This window comes from Paenibacillus auburnensis (genome assembly GCF_927798115.1).
GTDB lineage: Bacteria > Bacillota > Bacilli > Paenibacillales > Paenibacillaceae > Paenibacillus_AQ > Paenibacillus_AQ auburnensis.
This window is the reverse complement of sequence record NZ_CAKMMG010000018.1, coordinates 19,697-37,520: the sequence shown is the minus strand read 5'-3', so window position 1 is coordinate 37,520 and position 17,824 is coordinate 19,697. Positions and strand designations below refer to the sequence as shown.

Genomic DNA, 17,824 nt, shown 5'->3' with positions numbered 1-17,824 from the left:
ACCTTTTCTTCTTGCTATTGTAGAGAAACCGCCTTTAAAATTCAATGTTTTATGGAGGAGAGCCGCATTTGAAATGTCTTTTCAAATGGTTAGGCAAAAGGTATGATATTCATGAACACTCCGCTTGATTTTTTTACCAGCGGATAAGAGGTGAAAAAGCAGCTTGTCCATAAAAACTAAATTATCAGCTATTATTTTTGGTTCGGTATTGTTAATCCTGGCGCTCAATTTAACGCTGAACCTTTATACAGCCCGTAATAACCTGCGTAGTGAAAGCGAAAATAATATGAAGATGACCGCTATGCAGATCGCGGTCTCTGTCGAGCAGAGCAGTTACAGCTCCAATTATGTACAGCAACAAATGGCCCAGAATCTTCGGCTGGCTGCCATACTTGCCGCTGAGGAGCTTGATCCGGATATCAAGAATGTGAATAACAACCAGCTGAAGAGCCTGGTAAAAAAACTTGGTGTGTCTAATATTTCCCTTCTTGTCAAAACTGAAGATGACATTGTAGTGGCTAAATCCTCCGATCCTGCCGAGCTTGGGCTGTCTACCAGGGGCATGGATTATTGGTATGTAGCTTTGCTTGAGCTGTTTGCAGGTCAAAGAGTATCGGTTAAGCAGGGCCAGACCCTTGAGAATTTCTGGTCAGGGCCCTTTGAATTCTCTACCTCCACTCCCAAATATATTGAGAAGTGGGGATATTACCGCGATCCGTCGAGAAACTATATCATCGATCCTTATATCCGCAGTACGGCAGTGAGTGACTATGTGAGAATTATGGAGCCCGAGGAACTCATCAAGCGCTCTAAGGAAGTCAATTCGGGACTTTTAGAGATCACAGGAATTAACCCCAAAAGCTTTGCTTCGGAGAGCATGCAGCCTGATGGCTCGGACAGTGTCAATTATAAGCTGCAAAACCGTCCGATTCAGTATGGAACCTATATTTATGGTAATGTTGAAGAAGATAGGGTGGCGATCATGACGGCGCTGAGCAAGGATGCCCCAGTTACACTGGATACAGAAGCGCTGGGCAAAAGAGTGCTCAAAAGCTTTATCCCGATCAGCCAACCCGGCATCGATGACTATGTCATATGTGTGGTAATGGATTATTCGGTAATCTCATCGGTAATCAAGAAGGAACTGGTAAATAATATTACGACCTCGGTGCTGCTGTTAGTCATCTTTTTCATATGCAGCTATGCACTGGCTGGCGTTGTCACCCGTCCTATTCAGCATATCCTGCGAAAGGTCAGTGATGTTGCTGTTGGCAAGTTTGAGTCCCCGCTGGATGTGGACAGCCGTGACGAGCTGGGGCAGCTGGCCAGCCGGATTAATGCCATGACCTCACACTTGCTTCAGCACACGAATCAGCTGGGCAAAACGCTCGAAGAGAACAGGGCGGTTAAAGAGCATCTGGAGTCGGTGATCAACGGCACTTCGGATGCGATCCACACCGTAGACATGGAGGGCCGGATCACTAGCACCAACAGGGCTTTTGAAGAGCTGTACGGCTGGAATGCGGCTGATGCACGAATTAAGATGCCTTATCTGGTGCCGGCTACGGCGCAGAAGCAGGAAGAAGCGAGGCTGCAGGAGCTGAAGAATGGAGCTGTTCTGCCACCGATAGAGACGTTCAGACTCAAGCGCGACGGATCGATTGTGGAGGTCAGCGTAAGTACATCGATTATTCGTGATGAAGATGGCCGTCCGCAATCGTTTGTACATGTCTCCAGGGATATGACCGAACGCAACCGGATTGAAGAACTGCTGAGACGCTCCGAAAAACTGACTACTGTTGGCCAGCTTGCGGCTGGGGTAGCCCATGAAATCCGCAATCCGCTTACGACGCTCCGCGGATTCCTGCAGCTCCAGAAGGAGAAGGGTCTTCTCATACCGCTCCATATTGATCTGATGCTCTCAGAACTGGAACGGATTAATATGATTGTGAGTGAATTTCTGATTCTGGCCAAGCCGCAGGCTGTCCACTTCCAGGAGAAGGATGTACGCTACATTCTAAATGATGTAATTTCCCTGCTGGGCAGCCAAGCCCATCTCTTCGGTATCGAATTTGAGTCGCAGTTCTCTGAGCAGCCTGCAATGGTACATTGTGAGGAGAACCAGTTGAAGCAGGTATTTATAAATATCGTTAAAAATGCAATTGAAGCTATGCCTGAAGGCGGCACAATCACTGTTAAGCAGCAGACGAAGGAGAATTCTGTTATCATTGTACTCTCGGACGAAGGCGAGGGAATCCCTGAGGATATGCTGCCGAAGCTGGGTGAGCCTTTCTTTACGAATAAGGAGACAGGAACAGGTCTTGGGCTGATGGTCAGCCAGCGGATCATCCAGGCCCATAAAGGCAGTATGGAAATTCGCAGTGAATACGGCAGCGGGGCTGAAATTACAATTATACTGCCTGCAGCACGTGAGCCGGGGCCCCAGTCAAGGATTGATTAAAGAACGGAGTGAAGACAGAAGTGAGAATTAATAAATTCATCAGTGAGACAGGATACTGTTCACGCCGTGAAGCAGACAAGCTGGTTGAGAGCGGAAGGGTGACCATCAACGGAGAGCGTGCTGTGCTTGGCAGCCAGGCCTCTACGGGGGATAAGGTGCTGATCGATGGGAAAGAGCTTGAAACGGGCAGCAAGGTCGTTTATATCGCTCTAAATAAACCGGTGGGCATCACTTCCACCACAGAAGCCCATATTCAGGGCAATATCGTTGATTTTGTGGGACATCAAGAACGTATTTTTCCGATAGGCCGGCTCGATAAAGATTCTGAAGGCCTAATCCTGCTTACGAATGACGGCGATATCGTCAATAAAATATTGCGTGCTGAAGGTAAACATGAAAAGGAATATGTTGTAACGGTAGACAGACCGGTAACACCGTCCTTTATCACAGGGATGTCGAGTGGAGTAAAGATCCTAGGTGGCAAGACGCTTCCTTGTGAAGTGACACGGATAAGTGAGCGGGTGTTTCGCATCATTCTGACCGAAGGCAAGAACCGGCAGATCCGCCGTATGTGCAGTGCCTTTGGCTATGAGGTTAGAAGCCTGCAACGTATCCGTATTATGAACATTCGCCTGGGCGCTTTGCGGACCGGTGAATGGCGCGAATTATCGGCACAGGAGAAGCAGGAGCTGGGAGCCATGCTGAATTATGAACTACAATAGCTGCCAGAAAATGGGCATTAGCACAAAAAAAGAGCTGTTCCGGCGGGGAGACCCGAAGAACAGCTCTTTTTTTGCATATTGGCACTTATTTGCCGGAAGGAGCAACGGTGGTGGTATTCGTTGCCTCCTGATATTTACGAAGGATGGAGACCTCCACACGGCGGTTTTTGGCCCGTCCGGCGGCTGTAGTATTAGGGGCGATCGGATGATATTCCCCGTAACCGATCGGACTGAACTTGACGGGATTCAGGTTCGGGTTCAGAAGCAGGATTTTCATGAAATGAAGGGCACGGTCTACGCTGAGATCCCAGTTAGACGAGTAACTGCTGTTGGATATTGGGATGTTATCCGTATGCCCTTGCACCAGTACCTCATAATCAGGAAATTGCTGCAACATGGTTGAGATTGACTTGGCCAGCTGGCGGGAATCATCCTTTACCTCAGCCTGTCCGGACGCGAACAGGGCGTTGTCGCTGATCGTAATCATCAGCTGTGACTGATTCAGCTTGGTGCTGAGCAGATCGCTAAGCCCGTTTTTATCAATATACTGATCGAACTGTTTCTTCAGCTTCCCCAGATCCTCTTGTTCCTGTTTACGCAGCTTTACGAGCTCTGATTCTCCAGTATTTTTGGCAACAACGCTGTCCATCTTATCATTCTTGCCCTGGTCGAGCTGGGACTTAGTGGGAGTCGCTGATCGCTGATCGAGAATACCGGTTCCGCCGTTCAGCGCGCTGCTGAACGCCTGACTCATTTCCTCGAATTTCTTAGCGTCGGTAGCACTCATGGCATACATAACCAGGAAGAGGGCAACCAGAAGTGTCATTAAGTCCGAATAAGGCAAGAGCCAGGATTCATCGGCATGCTCTTCGTGTTCCTCATGTCTAGTCTTTTTGCTCACTCGAGCCGCCCTCCTTATCGTTCAGCTTGGCACGTTCCGCCGGGGTCAGGAAGACAGAGAGTTTTTGGTTAATGGCGATTGTGGATACTCCGGACTGAATGGACAGCAGGCCCTCTACCATCATCAGCCGAATCTGAATTTCACGTTTGGACAGCCGTTTGAGCTTATTGGAGATCGGATGCCACAGTACATAACCGGTAAAGATACCGACGAGTGTTGCAATGAAGGCGGCCCCGATCGCATGAGCCAGCTTTCCCATATCACTCATATCCGCAAGTGCGGCGATAAGTCCGATAACGGCACCGAGTACCCCCAGTGTAGGGGCGTACATACCTGCCTGGGAGAAGATCAGCGCTCCGGCCTTATGTCTTTCTTCAGTGGCGTGAATATCTTCCATTAATACATCTCGAACGAACTCCTGGTCGTTTCCGTCGATAATCATCCGCATTCCGTTTCGCAGGAAGTCGTCCTCAATTTCGTCTACCTTGGATTCCAGCGCCAGCAGACCTTCGCGGCGGGTAATGGAGGCCCACTCCATAAATGTAGTGATAAGGTCTGTTTTGCTAACCAGTTTTTTACTGACAAAAATCATTTTGAACAGCTTGGGCACATTCTTGATCTCGGAAAAAGGAAAGGCCATGAACAGAGAGGCGGCAGTACCTAGCAGGATAATAACGTAAGCGGCAGGCGTTTCCAGAGCGTGGATTGGCGCCCCTTTCAGTAACATCCCCCAAAGTACAGCAACCAAGCCTAAAACTAATCCGATTATTGTTGAAATTTCCATTTATGCACCTCGTCCATGAGAATTAAGAAGTGATCCGTTTATAGCCGCATATATCATCCGTGAACAGCGGCGGGACACCCTGTGTGTAATAAAATCACGTATATTCTTATTTATCGTCAGCATTCCCTTTTTTGTGAAGTCATTTTTTCGGCTATAATGGGTAAGGTAAGTTATTATTCATCTGTGGAGAAAACGGAGTGATAGATGTGGGTGTTAAGCACGGAAGAGATTACAGCGAGATTTTAAATGAACTGACGGAAGCCGTTGGGCGTATTTCGGACGGGTATCTATTCTTTGAAATGGAGCCGGACGAATGGCAGGAGCTGCCGCAGGAATCGAAGATGGAAGTATGGGAAGCGCTGGCAGAGGATCTGTTTTACGCGCTTGGCAATGAGCCTATGATTCAGGTGGGCAGCGGTGTTGTGATTTACGATAAGGAGACGCACCGGATCAACATTTTGCTTGGTGAGGAAGATTTGGCTTCGGTAGTTCTTGTCTAGAATGGCTGCGGCGGCAGGCAGCAAGTTTGCCCGGCGGCTGCGGCACGTGGTAAAATTGAGGCTGACGAGTGCTATTTGCCGGGAATTGAGAATACATTAAACCGAAAAAAAGCCTTCATCCTGGCGCATCCCTTGGTCTTTTAGAAGCTGAGGGATGTTTTGTTTAAGGCTTCATAGAGTAGGTAAAGAACTGGGCTGTACGGACTTTACTGCTAATTTAGTAAGGGAGGAAGCAAATTGCAATTTACAGAGGAAGAACTGCGTGAGCAGATAAGTAAGCTGGAGGGGTGGAAGCTGGAGCAGGGAGGTGTGGTGCGCAAATATATGTTCAACGAATATATGAAGGGCATTGCCTTTGTGGATGAAGTAGCCGCCATATCTGAGGCCTTCGATCATCATCCGCATATTACCATTGACTACAAGACCGTGATCCTGCGCTTATCGGCAAAAGAAGAGAGCGGCCTCGGAGCGCTTGATTTCCGCCAGGCCCATGAATTTAATGAAGCCTTTGAGAAAAACCGCTAGGACACTGTTCAATATATTGCATATAAAAATGCCCGTGTTCAGGATAATCATTTTATCCTCACACGGGCATTTTGTATTGTGGGCTAGTTTACTTCTTCTCTGCAAGCCATAGGGCCACGTTTGCGATTTCCTCAGGAGCCAGCTTATCCTTAAAGGAAGGCATTTGCCCGCGTCCCTTGGAGACGATACTGTAGATGCCTTCAGCATCGTGTTCGCTGCCCTCATGCTGCAGACTCGGTCCTACATTACCCTGAAGCTGATCGCCATGGCAAGAAATACAATTGGCTGTAACGATTGCTTCTGCACTTGCGGCATCCAGTGTGACTTGTGGCATCGTTGGCTTACTTTCTTCTGCAACCTCTGCTTTGCCTGGCAGTGTGAACAAGAGCACTACCGCAAAGGCGCAGGCGGCGAAAAACAAACCGCTCATGATCCATTTCTGCATCTCCATCCGTCCCCTCCATGTAAGCTGCTTTCTTCATTATACCGAATGGTAAAGCGTTGTCATAGAGTTTGTGTCAAAAAAAGGAACGATTTTCGCTGCATAATTTAAAAGTTACCTGTATTTGGTGTTATTTATCATAGACCATGCAATAAAAAGGCCTGTCGCCACTTGGTGTGCGACGTTCATACGTGTCAGTGATGGTGAAGCCGCATTTCTGGTATGTTCGAATAGCCCGCTGATTCCAGGTCAACACCTCCAGATCGATTTCCCGTTCCGGGTAACGCTTCAAGGCAGCCTGTACGATGGCTTCCATGAACAAATGGCCCATTCCGTGACCGCACAAGTCCGGCCGCATGCCGATCCCTAGCCTGACCACACCCTCCATCGGGAACAGCTGTGCGAAGCCGCAAAGGTCTCCTTGCTCGTTCACTACGGATACATACTGTTGACTGCGCAAAACCGGATCTCCGAATTCAATACCGAGCGCCTGCATTTGCTCCCAGGGCATCCATCCGTAGATATTATAGGGCGGCTTGTAATTCCACTCACAAATATTCTCGGCATGGCTGGGCTCCATAGGAACAACATGAAAGGTAACAGGGGAACTGATCATAAGGCACAGGCCTCCTTTCAAGAGGACAATACTCTATCCATATACTTAATTATATACAAAACAGGCACCAGTCAACTCAGCTATTTTTCAAAAACAGGAGAAACTTGACAAACCCAAAAAAATATTTTATGAAATGGCGAAAATTAAGGGGAATAGGTGTTTTACAGATGAGGGGAGGGGTAAGTAATTTTATAGACAAAAAAAAGGCCTTTCCCAAGATTTCGGCAAAAATCCTGGAAAAGCGCCTCTCTCATAACCTTTTATTGCACATCATCATTATCTTGGGAATCTGCTGCTACAGTCTGATAAGCATCCGTGCTCATGATGCGTTTGGCGCCAACGTAGCGGTTGACGTAGTAGCTGTCACTCAGCGAGCTGATGGTTACGCCGCGGGAGGATGAAGCGTGTGCGAATTTGCCATCACCGACATAAATGCCTACATGGGATACACCACGGCCGCTTGTATTAAAGAATACAAGATCGCCTTCCCGCAGATTGTCACGGGAGATGGCAGTGCCCATCTGGTATTGGGAGCCGGATTGATGCGGCAGGTTAATGCCGATCTTGTCAAATACGTACATGGTAAATCCGGAGCAATCAAAGCCGTTTGTCGATACACCGCCGGATACGTATTTAGTTCCGATGGCTTTGTCGATAACTTTATCCATTTTGGAATCGGCGAAAGCGCTTCCTGCTCCAATGGTAAGAATGATAGAAAAACTTAATAATGCGGCTGCTAACTTCTTCTTCAAAAGTAAATACCCCTTCCAAATGCCTACGAGGTTAGCTTAAGGGTTCGGTTGAAGGTCCCCTATGACCCCTCTGTGAATAGGAGGTCAATTCACCCAAAAATTGGTTCCCCCGTTCCCCTTATGAATAAGGGAACTCGGCACGACTGTTGATTAGGATTAGCTGATCAATCAATATGACAAAACTTTTGTAAAACCCATTTGAATAATTACAAAAATGTTACTATAAGTTCACTGCGATAATTGTAACAAAGACAGAGCCAGTTGGCAATCACTTAAAACATATTAATGCATATTATTTGCACATTTTAAGAGTCATATCTGCTAAAAAAGGCGCATATTTACGCCCGGCGTAAGCTATTTCTCTGAATAGGTTGGAATTTTTAGTAAAAAGGTGTTTCATGGACCCTGAATCTGTGTAAAAGGTAGAATAAGGAAATAAAAAGGAAAGACCCGAAAATGATTACGGCAATAATCAGTTTCCGGGCCTGTATAAGTTACAATTAGTTGTTAGAGGCGAAATTGAGGGGAAGAATCAATCGTAAGCGACAGCCTGGTAAGCTGTTGTGCTCATTACACGTTTGGCGCCAACGTAGCGGTTGGCCCAGTAAGAATTGCTCATTGAAGTGATAGTAACGCCACGGGAACTGGATGATTGTGCAAACTTCCCGTTTCCGACATAAATACCGACATGGGATACCCCACTGCCCAAGGTATTGAAGAATACCAGGTCGCCGGAACGGAGATTACTCTTGGAGACGGCGGTTCCTACGCTGAATTGCGCTTTAGAAGTGCGCGGCAAGGTAAGACCGACGCTCTTAAATACGTATTTGGTGAATCCAGAACAATCGAAGCCGGCAGTGCTTGTGCCCCCGGTTTTATACGACGTTCCCAGCGTTTTTGTAATAACAGTATCCATTTTGGAGTCGGCAAATGCGCTTCCTGCCCCCAGTGTGAATACCATCACAAGACCTAGCGCTGCTGCGGTGCATTTCTTCTTTAAATTGGTACGGAAAATATTGTGACTTTTCAAAAGATGTACTCCTTCCAAGGCCTGCGAGGTTAGCTTAAGGATTCGGTAGAAGGTTCCCCTATGACCCCTCTAAAGCGAGATCAATTCACCCAAAATATGGTTCCCCCACTTCCCGGTGCTGGGAATTTGGCGTTTTATGCACCAGAAACAGTGACTGCGTATCGACAATGTTGAAGTGATTAAGGTACATACATTTTGTCAAAATAGTTTCAAAAGATTACAAAGTTGTTACCAGTGCTACAGGCATCATTGTATCAAAGGTTTTATAGTTTTGCAAATCCCCCGAAACCTTCACTGAAATCTTCAATAACGGGCAAAAGAGTCACACCCCTGTGTTAGGGATAGTGACTCTTTTAATATGCCGATTTAACAGCCGAATTATTGTGGGAATGTTTTACTGCTCCAGAGGTGGTATTGTGCGGCGATTCCCCACATTTTGAACAGCGTAGAGGGGAGCGGTGAGAATTGCCGGAACAGCAGGGCTGACATACCGGGCCACAGCAGTGAGGTTGCAAAACCCAGCAAAAGGGTAACCAGTCCGCCGGAACCAAGCAGGAGGGAAGCGCCGGTAGAGGGGAGCAGCACCTTCAGACAAGCCAGCACTGCGGAGAACATGCCGGTTCCGGCGGTGTAGCCGAACTGCATGTACAACAGAACTAGGCGGATGAAGTACAGATAGAGCAGCCAGGCGAGCAGATACGGAACCAGCTTCAGCAGCAGCTTGTAGTCAAAAATACCGCTTAACAGCAGCGTGTACATTTTGGGCAACAGCCAATAGAGCGGCAGCGCTGAGAGAAACCATTCGGACAGGCTGAACACCAGTACCGGCAGCCCGTATAGCTTCATACCGGGGAAAAAGAACAGTCCGCGTTCTCCTTTACGCTCCTGATGCAGCTCATGCAGCAGTCCGGCACGGATGAACGGGGAGAGCAGCAGTCGAAGCGCGGATAATGCCAATAGCATCCAGAGCCAGCGCTGGACACCGGGATCGCCGCTGAGCGCGAACTGCCCCTCGATATAATACAACAGCCTCCCGATACCGCTGCCTCCGGCGTGGATATCAGGATAACGCAGAAGCACCGGGATGATAGCTGACCTGATGAACCTGTACAAAAAATAGCCCCAGAGCAGCCGGTAGATAAATAGCAGAATCAGAATATAAAATTGCTCCTTCATGCTGATCCAGCCGCGGGATATCGCTCTTTTCACAATCCTTCACCTCACCAGACAAGAGTTCCGAGCAGAGTTTCAAGCAGTTTAGTTGATACTAGCGTCCAGCGGGAGAGTGTCTTCGGCGCAAGCTCCGCCAGCATGAAATTATTAAGGTGCTTGCTCTCCAGCAGAATGGAGTGGTCAGGATCAATCTCTACGGACATAAGAGGCGCTTTGTAGGTTAGCTGAAAATTGGCCGCCTTCTGCCCGCCATTCCAAATTTTCCGTACCGTGTATCCGTCCGAGAAGGTGAATTTTATGGGTACATCAGCATACTGGCTGCCTTTGTTGCTCACCTTTACCGTGAATTTATAGTGCCCGTTCTCTCCCTCTGTGCTACTCTTGGCGATCCCAGTTTTTATATTGTCTACTGAGAAATCGGGAGACCCGCCGCTGTATACATATTGGTCGAAATAAGCCTGCCATGATTTTTGCGTTACCTTCTCTACGATCTTTTGGAAATCCTCTGTAGATGGGTGATGAAACCTGTACTTGCGGGCATACGCCAGCATAATAGCGTCCATGGCTTTCGTTCCGGTCTGCCGTTCGATATCCTTAAGCACCAGCTTGCCGCGGATATACACATTGCGGGTATACCCGTCGGCGGTCGTGTATTTCCAGGTTTCCAGATTAAGCGGCTGCGAGGTGGACACGAGACTGGCCTGCAGGGCGATATTGGAGGAGACACCGTATTCCTGTTCCATCAGGCGGTCTTCCGCATAGGAGGTGAAGCTTTCATCCAGCCAGGCCTCTTCAAACTCGTTGTTCGCCACCATGCCGTAAAAATATTGATGGCCAATTTCATGGATGACGGTGCGCTCCAGCGAGGTGCCTGGGGAGCTTTCGGCTGCGCCGAAGGCGGTAATCAGGGTCGGATACTCCATTCCGCCTGCACCATTCCCCTCTTTGGGCGGTACGATAATCGATAATGTGGAATAAGGGTACGGCCCGTACCATTTGCTAAAAGCGGTCAATGCGGCCTTGGCGGCCTGGAAATAACGCTCCTTAAGATCCTTGTGCAGCGGGTCCAGATATAGCTTGATGCGTACACCCGGTACGTTCGGGGCGGAGAAGGCCTCCTCAGCAACCACGAAGTTCGGGGAAGCGGCCCAGGCGAAGTCGTGAACATCATCTGCATAAAATTGATAGATCTTCCGGTCCTGCTTGATCTGGGCAGCCTTTACCGGAAAGCCGGTTGCCCCAACGGTGTAGCTTGCGGGGACTGAAATGGTAACGTTGTAAATACCGAAGTCACTGTAAAACTCGGAAGTGCCGTGGTACTGGTGTAAATCCCAGCCTTCCGCCTTTACCCCCCTCGTCCCTTTAGGCTCGTAGACGCTAAGCTTGGGAAACCACTGCCCTGCCATTACGAAGTCTCCTGCAGTTCCCATGCGTGCGAATATTTTCGGAAGCTTGACCTCAAACCGGATTTTGAGGGTTACGCTTTCTCCGCCGTTCACCGGCTGGGGAAGATGGACCTTTACAAGCGTCTTGTCGTTTACATTTCCGTCATCGGGCTGCACATACTGCAGACGCTGCATAAGTGAGACTCCTTCGGTGGTCCGAAGGTCGGTAATGGTCATGCTGCCGAATCCGTCCGCTGGCATTGTGTCCCCGCGCAGCTCGCCTCCGGATTCCTTCATAAACGTAGTTTTTTCAGAAGCAAAGGCATTGGGATAGAGATGAAAATAGAGCTCTTGTACGGGCTTTAGACCCGGGTGGGTCCAGGTTACCGTCTCGGAGGCCTCAAGTAGGGCTGTATCCGGGATCAGCCGTACATCGATATGATACTCGGCAACACGCTGGCTTAAGGCCTCAGAAACCGGAAGCGGCTTACTCTCGGGAAGATGTGGCTGCGCAGCTTTGGACTGGGGCGCGGCAGCGGGGGACTTGGCCGCTTTTGGCGCAGCAGCGGACAGAGCGGCAGGGCTGTGCCCTGAAAGAACCCATATGGCGCCTCCCAGCAGGGCGAGGGCGGCCAGGGTCGCAGAGATGATCATGTACTTTAATGACAGTGGCTTCATAACTGTGATTCCTCCCGTGACAAGCATCTACGGGATGTATATGTTTGCATTCGCCGCATTATTAGCTAAAATTAAATTATTAGTGAAAGGGAAGGATGTGCACATGTGGATAACGTACAACCGGAGGGCAAGAAGCAGATTGCTTTGAATATTGTGAACGCGAAGAGCAAGCATAAGGGCTTCGGCGCCGGGTCCATTGATCTGAACAACGTATCGCCAGTTATCATTGACGGCGGTGAAGCAGTTATCGATATCGGTGCCATGCATGCCAAGAGCAAAGTGGAGAAGGGAATTAAATTCTCTACAAACCGTGAGGATGTTCCGGCGGGAAGACAGGTTTGGGTGGTGTGGGTAGCGGTGGACCGTACGCCGGAGGGCCAGCTCTACGGAGGCATTACCGCCTGCGAGATGTGGATTGACTCTGAGGCGCGCCGCGGCTGGAAGATCCTTGCCGATCATGTGAATAAGCTGGACGCCGCCCTGAAGCGCAAGATTATTCTGGATGGACTGGGTGCAGCGGAAAAGGTAGCGCTGAAATCACTGCTGATCTCCCACAATGAGGAATGGTGGGCAGCCACCTCCGATGAGTTGAAGTCTGCACTGGCTGAATAATAGCAGGCAATATCCTGCAAGGTTTAACATGAAAAGGCTTGGACCTTCGTGATCAGAAGGTCCAAGCCTTTGTTATATTGGATGAGGGATCAAGGATGTTGTAACAGAACGCTATTTGCCTGTCGTACTGATCTTACGCTTGAGCTGGCTTACTCTGGCCTGGCTGATGCCAAGCACCCCGGCGAGCTCCTTCTGGTTGGCGTACGGGTGCTCCACCATAGCCTTCTCCAGACGCTGGCTCATTTCTTCGGTTTTCGTTCTCCGGCTGTTACGGATAGATTCATCTTCAGCAGGGTCTTCAAGCGGTTCGGCTTCCGCAGAGAGGCGGCCCGGATCTCCCAGCTCCTTGAGGCAATTATTGCAGATAAACTGATCCTTGTAGTAGGTCACGTGGTCGAGGCTCCGGCAGAAAGTGCATTCCGTTGATGTGTACTTACGGAGAACGATGATCTCCTCATTCAGTATGAAAAACTCAATAGGGTCCCCAATGTCGATATTTCGTGTCATGCGGATTTCTACGGGAACCACAATTCTGCCAAGACTGTCTAAACTCCGGATCATGCCTGTATCCTTCATCTCATGTCCCTCATTTACATCAATATATTTTTTTGCGGATATATACGATTATAGCAGTTATTGTAAGTTTAGAGAACGGGGAAAGCGCATTCATTTATAACATTGAAGAAACGCAGGAAAGGCCTCCCGTTTTGGAATTCCAAGGCGGGAGGCCTATTAGGGTTCTCTTCTTTTTACCCAATAAATCGGTGCAGAAACCATAGAATACAGGCGTATCTTGCTTACCTCAGGTTGAAGGGCTGCTCCAGCTTATCTTTTACTGAAACGTAAGGGTTATTCCTGAGATAGAAGCGCCAGGGAAGCTGTGCGTATTCTTCTGCGTAAGGAATATTAATGCGCGGAGCCTGGACAATATCCAGGCTATCCGCCGGGTCGCCCTGTTCCAGCCACAGGGGGCTGCCTTGTACATCCAGCCGGCGGCCGTTAAGGCTTTTGTCGATCCGGAGAGCACGGCATAGCTTACCCGGTCCTCCTGAGAGCCCGGAAGGGTTCCTGTAAGCAATGCCGCGGTAGGCCGACATCTGCGCGGCATCACCGGGTGTTAGCGGCTCCACCGCCCGGATCAGCACGGCATGCGGGTCGCCTTCGCCGGCAGTAACCACATTGAGGCAATGGTACATGCCGTATATAAGGTAGATGTAGATTGTTCCGCCGGAGCTGAACATTACCTCCGTCCGTGCGGTTCGGCGGCCTCCAAAGGCATGGCTGCCCTTGTCTTCTATCCCTCCGTAGCTTTCCGTCTCAACGATTCGGCAGCGGATCTCCCCGTCTTCTGTGCGCCGGACCAAATGCTGGCCCAGGAGTAGAGGTGCAGCCTGCAGTGCCGGTAGCCTGTACAGATCGGGTGATAGCAGACGCCGAGGGCGGACGGTTTCCCGGCTCGATCTGTCCTCGTATTCATTGCAGTCCATAGTTGGAAAGCCCCTTTCCTGGCAAAGCGGGCTCTGAGGCATTACGCCATGCCGGTGATGTTCCAATCGTATACCCAGAATCATTGGGGCTGCAACAGGGGTCAGTTCATCCACCACCGTTTGATATCATTCCACAGGGAATGCTCTTCCTTGCCCGGGTCAGCTGTACCCGGGGAGCCTTCAGCCGGAGCAGTTTCTCCGCCGGTACCGTGCTGGTCACAGTACTCCGTGGGCTCTGTACCGCTGATGAAGGTCTCCAGCTCTTTCTCAGGACAAGCGGCTGTCGCGAGCTTGCCGGACTGCGGATTGACGTAAACACTGACCACCCCGTCGGGAATGGGGAAAATTTTTGGAGGCACGTTGGCCAGCGCTTTTTCTGTGAATTCAGCAAAGATCGGTGCGGCCCGCCGCCCATCGGACGTAGCGATATCACGGCCCTTGTCATATCCTACCCAGACTGCGGTGGACAGCTCCGGCGTAAAACCGACCATCCAGCCGTCGGTATCAGTCGTTCCTGTCTTGCCGGCCACAGGACGCTTGATAATGGATGCTACGCGGTTACCTGTGCCGCCGCTCTCAAAGACACCTTCCATCAGGCGGGTCAGGACATATGCTGCAGCCGGCTCCACAACCTTTTCTCCCTGACCCTGCGGAGCTTCATAGATCAGATTACCTTTAGAATCGGTGATTTTGAGGATGGCGGTTGCCGGCTGTCTGATGCCTCCGCCGCCGATCACAGCGAAGGCAGAGGCCATCTCCAGCGGACTGACCGGAGAGGTGCCGAGCGCCAGGGAAGGCACGCTTTGCAGCGGGCTGTCGATTCCCATCCGGGCCGCCATTTCTGCGACTTTTTCTGCGCCTATTTTCATAATAGTATTTACCGCATAAATATTGTCGGAAGCGGCGATAGCCTGGCGCATATTGATCTCCCCAAGGTATTTGTCACCGAAATTTTTGGGCTGGTAGGTTTTGCGGTTATTGTCATAATGGAACAGCGTCGGCTGGCTGTTGAATACCGACAGGCCGGTCATCGTCTTTGAAGAGAGAGCAGTTAAATACATGATTGGTTTAAAGGATGACCCCGGCTGGCGGGTCGTCGCCAGAGCATGATTGAACTGGTTGGTGCGATAGTTTTTCCCGCCCACCATTGCCTTGATATAGCCGGTGCGGGGATCAATGGATACCAGCGCTGTCTCCAGTTCACTGGCGGCATCCATTTCTTTATCAACGGCCTCTTCAGCAGCCTGCTGCATATCGGGATCAAGGGTGGTATAGACATTCAGTCCGCCAAGCTCCAGCTCATCACTGCTGATATGGAGTGTATCCAGGACAAGCCCACGCACATAATCACGGAAATAAGGGGCGAGAACGGTGGTATTCTTCTGGCCCTGCGGTTTGAAGCTTAAGGTCTCCTGGGCCGCCACCCGGGCCTGTACCGCTGTGATATCACCCACCTCTACCATGGCTGACAAGATGATGCCTTGCCGTTTCTTGGCATTCTCCAGGTGGGTATAAGGTGAATAATAGGTGGGGCCTTTAGGAATTCCGGCAAGCATTGCACTCTCAGCCAGATTAAGATCTGCAGCTGCTTTGCCAAAATACATCCGGGCCGCTGCTTCAATTCCATATGCGCCATGACCATAATAGATTTCATTTAAATACATGTTCAGAATTTCGTTTTTGCTGTACTTCATCTCAAGCTGCATCGTGTAAAGGGCTTCCTTGGATTTGCGGGTCCACGTCTTTTCATGGGTAAGATACAGATTGCGCGCGAGCTGCTGGGTCAAGGTGCTTGCTCCCTGCGTGCGTTTTCCCGCTTCCACATTGGCAAGTACTGCACGTGCCATTCCTTTCAGGTCAAAGCCGGAATGATCATAAAATTTCCGGTCCTCCACGGCTAGCGTAGCCTGGATAAGCTGCGGAGCTATCTGGCTCAGTGTAACGGGGTCCCGGCTGCGTCCGTCAGTGGTAAAGGTGGTCAGTACATTGCCCCGGGAATCGAGCAGCTTCGAGCGGATATCATCGCCGATCGGCGGAAGCGGTTTGTTGTATAAATAGCCTAGTAGTGCTCCGGCAGCCAGCAGGAACAGCACGGCCGTAGCGGCCAGCAGCCGGACCAGCCGGCGGAGGCGGTGGCTCTTGACTTTGGGATTAGCGGAATCACGCGGCATGGCTTCAGGCTCCTTGATTTCAAAATTACGAAACGGCCATGGGTATCTTGGCTAAGATTTGGCTGGTTAGTTTTCATTATGGGGAAGGTAGGGCCCAGATATTCAAGGCAGCGATACTTTATGCAAAAAGGAAGCCTATCAAGCGGACCTGGCAAAACGGTAACCAAATTGTTTTCTTTTTGTGATCTTCTCCGGGTAGATAGAGGAGCGGGCGGGGAGTATAACAGAGTAGTGTCAGTTTTAAAGGGTATATATACCACAGGAGGTGTCATCATGAATTGGACCAAAAATATACGCTTAAGAGTGCTAACTCTGCTCTCATGCGGGCTTCTGGCTGCCTCAGTCTGGGGAACAGGAGCGCCGGCTCAGGCAGCAGCGGCACCTGCCTGCGGCAGCGGGGACCATGGTTTGCTGCAGCAGCTGCAGGCCAAGCATTCCGCTGCAGAGGAAACGCCGCTTAGCTTCACGGATATCCAATTTCTCAGCGGAGATACAGGGCGGGCTGTCGGCAACGGCTTTATGATCGGTACATCAGATGGCGGCTGCCATTTCCAAAAGATCTATGAAGGCCAGTGGAATTTCCGGCAAATCACTTTCCCGGATAATGTGCATGGCTGGGCTCTGGCTTCCGTTAAGGAGGGTACCGATGCCTACCTCATCGCTACGGCTGACGGAGGTTCAACCTGGAAGAGAATCTCTGAAACGGCAGTAGGGTTTGAAAGAATTGCTTTTACGGACAGCAAGCACGGCTTCGGATACGTCCGTGCCTTTACGTATTACACGGAAGACGGGGGGCTCAGCTGGAGCCAGATCAAGACCCCGGCGAATACACGCGGCGCAGAGTTCAGCAGCCGGAGTAACGGCTGGGCGGTGGTGGTAGCGCCTGGAGAAGGCTACCGGATCATGAAAACCACGGATGGCGGGGCATCATGGAAGCTTTCCCTGAAATCAGCCTTTGCCTACCCGGAGTACGGAAGAGTATATGCCAAAGGTGATCAGGTGTACGCGCTTCTGTATGGCGGAACAGGGATGTCCCAGACTTCTTATTCCCTGTACGCCAGCAGCAATCAAGGGAAGAAGTGGAGCCGTGTAATTGCTGAGGATACTGCAGGCGGCGGACCGGCACCGGGCAGCGGCACAGCATTGCTTAAGAAAGGTCCTGCTTCAGGCAAGCCTGGCAATATGCAGCTGGTCGGCAACAGCACAGCCTTTCTGGTCGGTTACTCTCCCGCAGGCGAAAAGGTCGCCGTCGGCCGTACCTTTACGGGGGGCAAACAGTGGGCTAATCTTTCGCCTATTGCCGGTTTTGACGGGATTATTTCCTTCCCGGGCAGCAAGGATGGCTGGATGGCTGTCCGGGGTCAGAATACCTCTTCCCTATACGCCACTAAAGACGGCGGCGCGACCTGGAAGGTTAAGTTTACTTTTAAGGGAACAGGACAGTAGGATATTAACTAAACTAAATCGGCATGGGCTAAGGAAGGCGGCTCCTTTAGGGGCCGCTTTTTTCTGTAAAATGTCAGCACCCCGCACTTTGTCGCTATAATCCCGGCTGAGTGTGATTTTGGCCGCCAGTATGGTAAAA

17 protein-coding genes and 2 riboswitches are annotated in these 17,824 nt (G+C 50.3%); of the genes, 6 read left to right on the top strand and 11 right to left on the bottom strand.

The window, feature by feature from the left end; all coding sequences use genetic code 11:
* The first annotated feature begins 163 nt into the window (after window positions 1-163).
* Together L6H70_RS28525 and rluF are read left to right on the top strand one after the other, a co-directional pair.
* Window positions 164-2,461 (top strand): HAMP domain-containing sensor histidine kinase, encoded by a 2,298-nt coding sequence (locus L6H70_RS28525; RefSeq protein WP_236337585.1) that lies wholly within the window; start codon window positions 164-166, stop codon window positions 2,459-2,461.
* A gap of 20 nt (window positions 2,462-2,481) precedes the next feature.
* A complete protein-coding gene (rluF, locus tag L6H70_RS28520) occupies window positions 2,482-3,183 on the top strand; it encodes a 23S rRNA pseudouridine(2604) synthase RluF (RefSeq protein WP_236337583.1) in 702 nt (233 codons plus the stop codon).
* 85 nt (window positions 3,184-3,268) lie between these two features.
* On the opposite strand, the gene motB is transcribed toward rluF, so the two are convergent.
* Window positions 3,269-4,084 (bottom strand): flagellar motor protein MotB, encoded by an 816-nt coding sequence (gene motB / locus L6H70_RS28515; protein ID WP_236337581.1) that lies wholly within the window; start codon window positions 4,082-4,084, stop codon window positions 3,269-3,271.
* Entirely contained in the window at window positions 4,068-4,868 is an 801-nt protein-coding gene (motA, locus tag L6H70_RS28510) for a flagellar motor stator protein MotA (protein ID WP_236337580.1), read from the bottom strand. The genes motB and motA overlap by 17 nt, the downstream gene beginning before the upstream one ends.
* Before the next feature lie 206 nt (window positions 4,869-5,074).
* Here motA and L6H70_RS28505 point away from each other — a divergent pair, with 206 nt between their 5' ends.
* Together L6H70_RS28505 and L6H70_RS28500 are read left to right on the top strand one after the other, a co-directional pair.
* Window positions 5,075-5,368, top strand: coding sequence for a hypothetical protein (locus L6H70_RS28505; protein WP_206104919.1), 294 nt, complete (start codon window positions 5,075-5,077; stop codon window positions 5,366-5,368).
* A gap of 237 nt (window positions 5,369-5,605) precedes the next feature.
* Window positions 5,606-5,893, top strand: a complete 288-nt coding sequence (locus L6H70_RS28500; protein WP_236337579.1) for a 4a-hydroxytetrahydrobiopterin dehydratase — start codon at window positions 5,606-5,608, stop codon at window positions 5,891-5,893.
* Window positions 5,894-5,981: 88 nt separating this feature from the next.
* Here L6H70_RS28500 and L6H70_RS28495 read toward each other — a convergent pair whose 3' ends face one another.
* The 6 genes from L6H70_RS28495 to L6H70_RS28470 all read right to left on the bottom strand — a co-directional run bounded on the left by L6H70_RS28495 (window position 5,982) and on the right by L6H70_RS28470 (window position 11,969).
* Window positions 5,982-6,338, bottom strand: coding sequence for a c-type cytochrome (locus tag L6H70_RS28495; protein WP_206104920.1), 357 nt, complete (start codon window positions 6,336-6,338; stop codon window positions 5,982-5,984).
* Window positions 6,339-6,465: 127 nt separating this feature from the next.
* Entirely contained in the window at window positions 6,466-6,951 is a 486-nt protein-coding gene (locus L6H70_RS28490; protein ID WP_236337578.1) for a GNAT family N-acetyltransferase, read from the bottom strand.
* 260 nt (window positions 6,952-7,211) lie between these two features.
* Window positions 7,212-7,703, bottom strand: a complete 492-nt coding sequence (locus tag L6H70_RS28485; RefSeq protein WP_423802888.1) for a C40 family peptidase — start codon at window positions 7,701-7,703, stop codon at window positions 7,212-7,214.
* A 5-nt stretch (window positions 7,704-7,708) separates the two neighbouring features.
* Window positions 7,709-7,853: riboswitch (cyclic di-AMP (ydaO/yuaA leader) on the bottom strand.
* 382 nt (window positions 7,854-8,235) lie between these two features.
* On the bottom strand, window positions 8,236-8,664 hold the full coding sequence (locus tag L6H70_RS28480) for a C40 family peptidase (RefSeq protein ID WP_206104921.1): 429 nt from the start codon (window positions 8,662-8,664) through the stop codon (window positions 8,236-8,238).
* Between the two features lie 72 nt (window positions 8,665-8,736).
* Window positions 8,737-8,875, bottom strand: a riboswitch (cyclic di-AMP (ydaO/yuaA leader).
* A 236-nt stretch (window positions 8,876-9,111) separates the two neighbouring features.
* The gene (locus L6H70_RS28475) at window positions 9,112-9,942 is read right to left on the bottom strand and encodes a hypothetical protein (RefSeq protein WP_236337577.1); all 831 of its coding nucleotides are present in this window, start codon (window positions 9,940-9,942) and stop codon (window positions 9,112-9,114) included.
* Between the two features lie 11 nt (window positions 9,943-9,953).
* Complete coding sequence (locus L6H70_RS28470; protein WP_236337576.1) at window positions 9,954-11,969, bottom strand: M1 family metallopeptidase; 2,016 nt, start codon at window positions 11,967-11,969, stop codon at window positions 9,954-9,956.
* Between the two features lie 105 nt (window positions 11,970-12,074).
* Between L6H70_RS28470 and L6H70_RS28465 the strand changes: the two genes are divergently transcribed.
* Window positions 12,075-12,581, top strand: coding sequence for a YwhD family protein (locus L6H70_RS28465; RefSeq protein WP_236337575.1), 507 nt, complete (start codon window positions 12,075-12,077; stop codon window positions 12,579-12,581).
* 111 nt (window positions 12,582-12,692) lie between these two features.
* Here L6H70_RS28465 and L6H70_RS28460 read toward each other — a convergent pair whose 3' ends face one another.
* The 3 genes from L6H70_RS28460 to L6H70_RS28450 all read right to left on the bottom strand — a co-directional run bounded on the left by L6H70_RS28460 (window position 12,693) and on the right by L6H70_RS28450 (window position 16,239).
* Complete coding sequence (locus tag L6H70_RS28460) at window positions 12,693-13,157, bottom strand: AbrB/MazE/SpoVT family DNA-binding domain-containing protein (protein WP_236337574.1); 465 nt, start codon at window positions 13,155-13,157, stop codon at window positions 12,693-12,695.
* A gap of 221 nt (window positions 13,158-13,378) precedes the next feature.
* Window positions 13,379-14,068 (bottom strand): DNA-3-methyladenine glycosylase, encoded by a 690-nt coding sequence (locus L6H70_RS28455; protein ID WP_236337573.1) that lies wholly within the window; start codon window positions 14,066-14,068, stop codon window positions 13,379-13,381.
* Between the two features lie 101 nt (window positions 14,069-14,169).
* Window positions 14,170-16,239, bottom strand: a complete 2,070-nt coding sequence (locus L6H70_RS28450; RefSeq protein WP_236337570.1) for a transglycosylase domain-containing protein — start codon at window positions 16,237-16,239, stop codon at window positions 14,170-14,172.
* A 273-nt stretch (window positions 16,240-16,512) separates the two neighbouring features.
* On the opposite strand from L6H70_RS28450, the gene L6H70_RS28445 reads away from it, so the two are divergent.
* The gene (locus L6H70_RS28445; protein WP_236337567.1) at window positions 16,513-17,685 is read left to right on the top strand and encodes a beta propeller repeat protein; all 1,173 of its coding nucleotides are present in this window, start codon (window positions 16,513-16,515) and stop codon (window positions 17,683-17,685) included.
* The last annotated feature ends 139 nt before the right edge of the window (window positions 17,686-17,824 follow it).

Coding starts and splice junctions, on each gene's coding strand:
- motA (WP_236337580.1), bottom strand. CDS start 4,868: ATGGAAATTTCAACAATAATCGGATTAGTTTTAGGCTTGGTTGCTGTA.
- L6H70_RS28495 (WP_206104920.1), bottom strand. CDS start 6,338: ATGCAGAAATGGATCATGAGCGGTTTGTTTTTCGCCGCCTGCGCCTTT.
- L6H70_RS28490 (WP_236337578.1), bottom strand. CDS start 6,951: ATGATCAGTTCCCCTGTTACCTTTCATGTTGTTCCTATGGAGCCCAGC.
- L6H70_RS28480 (WP_206104921.1), bottom strand. CDS start 8,664: ATGGTATTCACACTGGGGGCAGGAAGCGCATTTGCCGACTCCAAAATG.
- L6H70_RS28470 (WP_236337576.1), bottom strand. CDS start 11,969: ATGAAGCCACTGTCATTAAAGTACATGATCATCTCTGCGACCCTGGCC.
- L6H70_RS28460 (WP_236337574.1), bottom strand. CDS start 13,157: ATGAAGGATACAGGCATGATCCGGAGTTTAGACAGTCTTGGCAGAATT.
- L6H70_RS28455 (WP_236337573.1), bottom strand. CDS start 14,068: ATGGACTGCAATGAATACGAGGACAGATCGAGCCGGGAAACCGTCCGC.
- L6H70_RS28450 (WP_236337570.1), bottom strand. CDS start 16,239: ATGCCGCGTGATTCCGCTAATCCCAAAGTCAAGAGCCACCGCCTCCGC.
- L6H70_RS28445 (WP_236337567.1), top strand. CDS start 16,513: ATGAATTGGACCAAAAATATACGCTTAAGAGTGCTAACTCTGCTCTCA.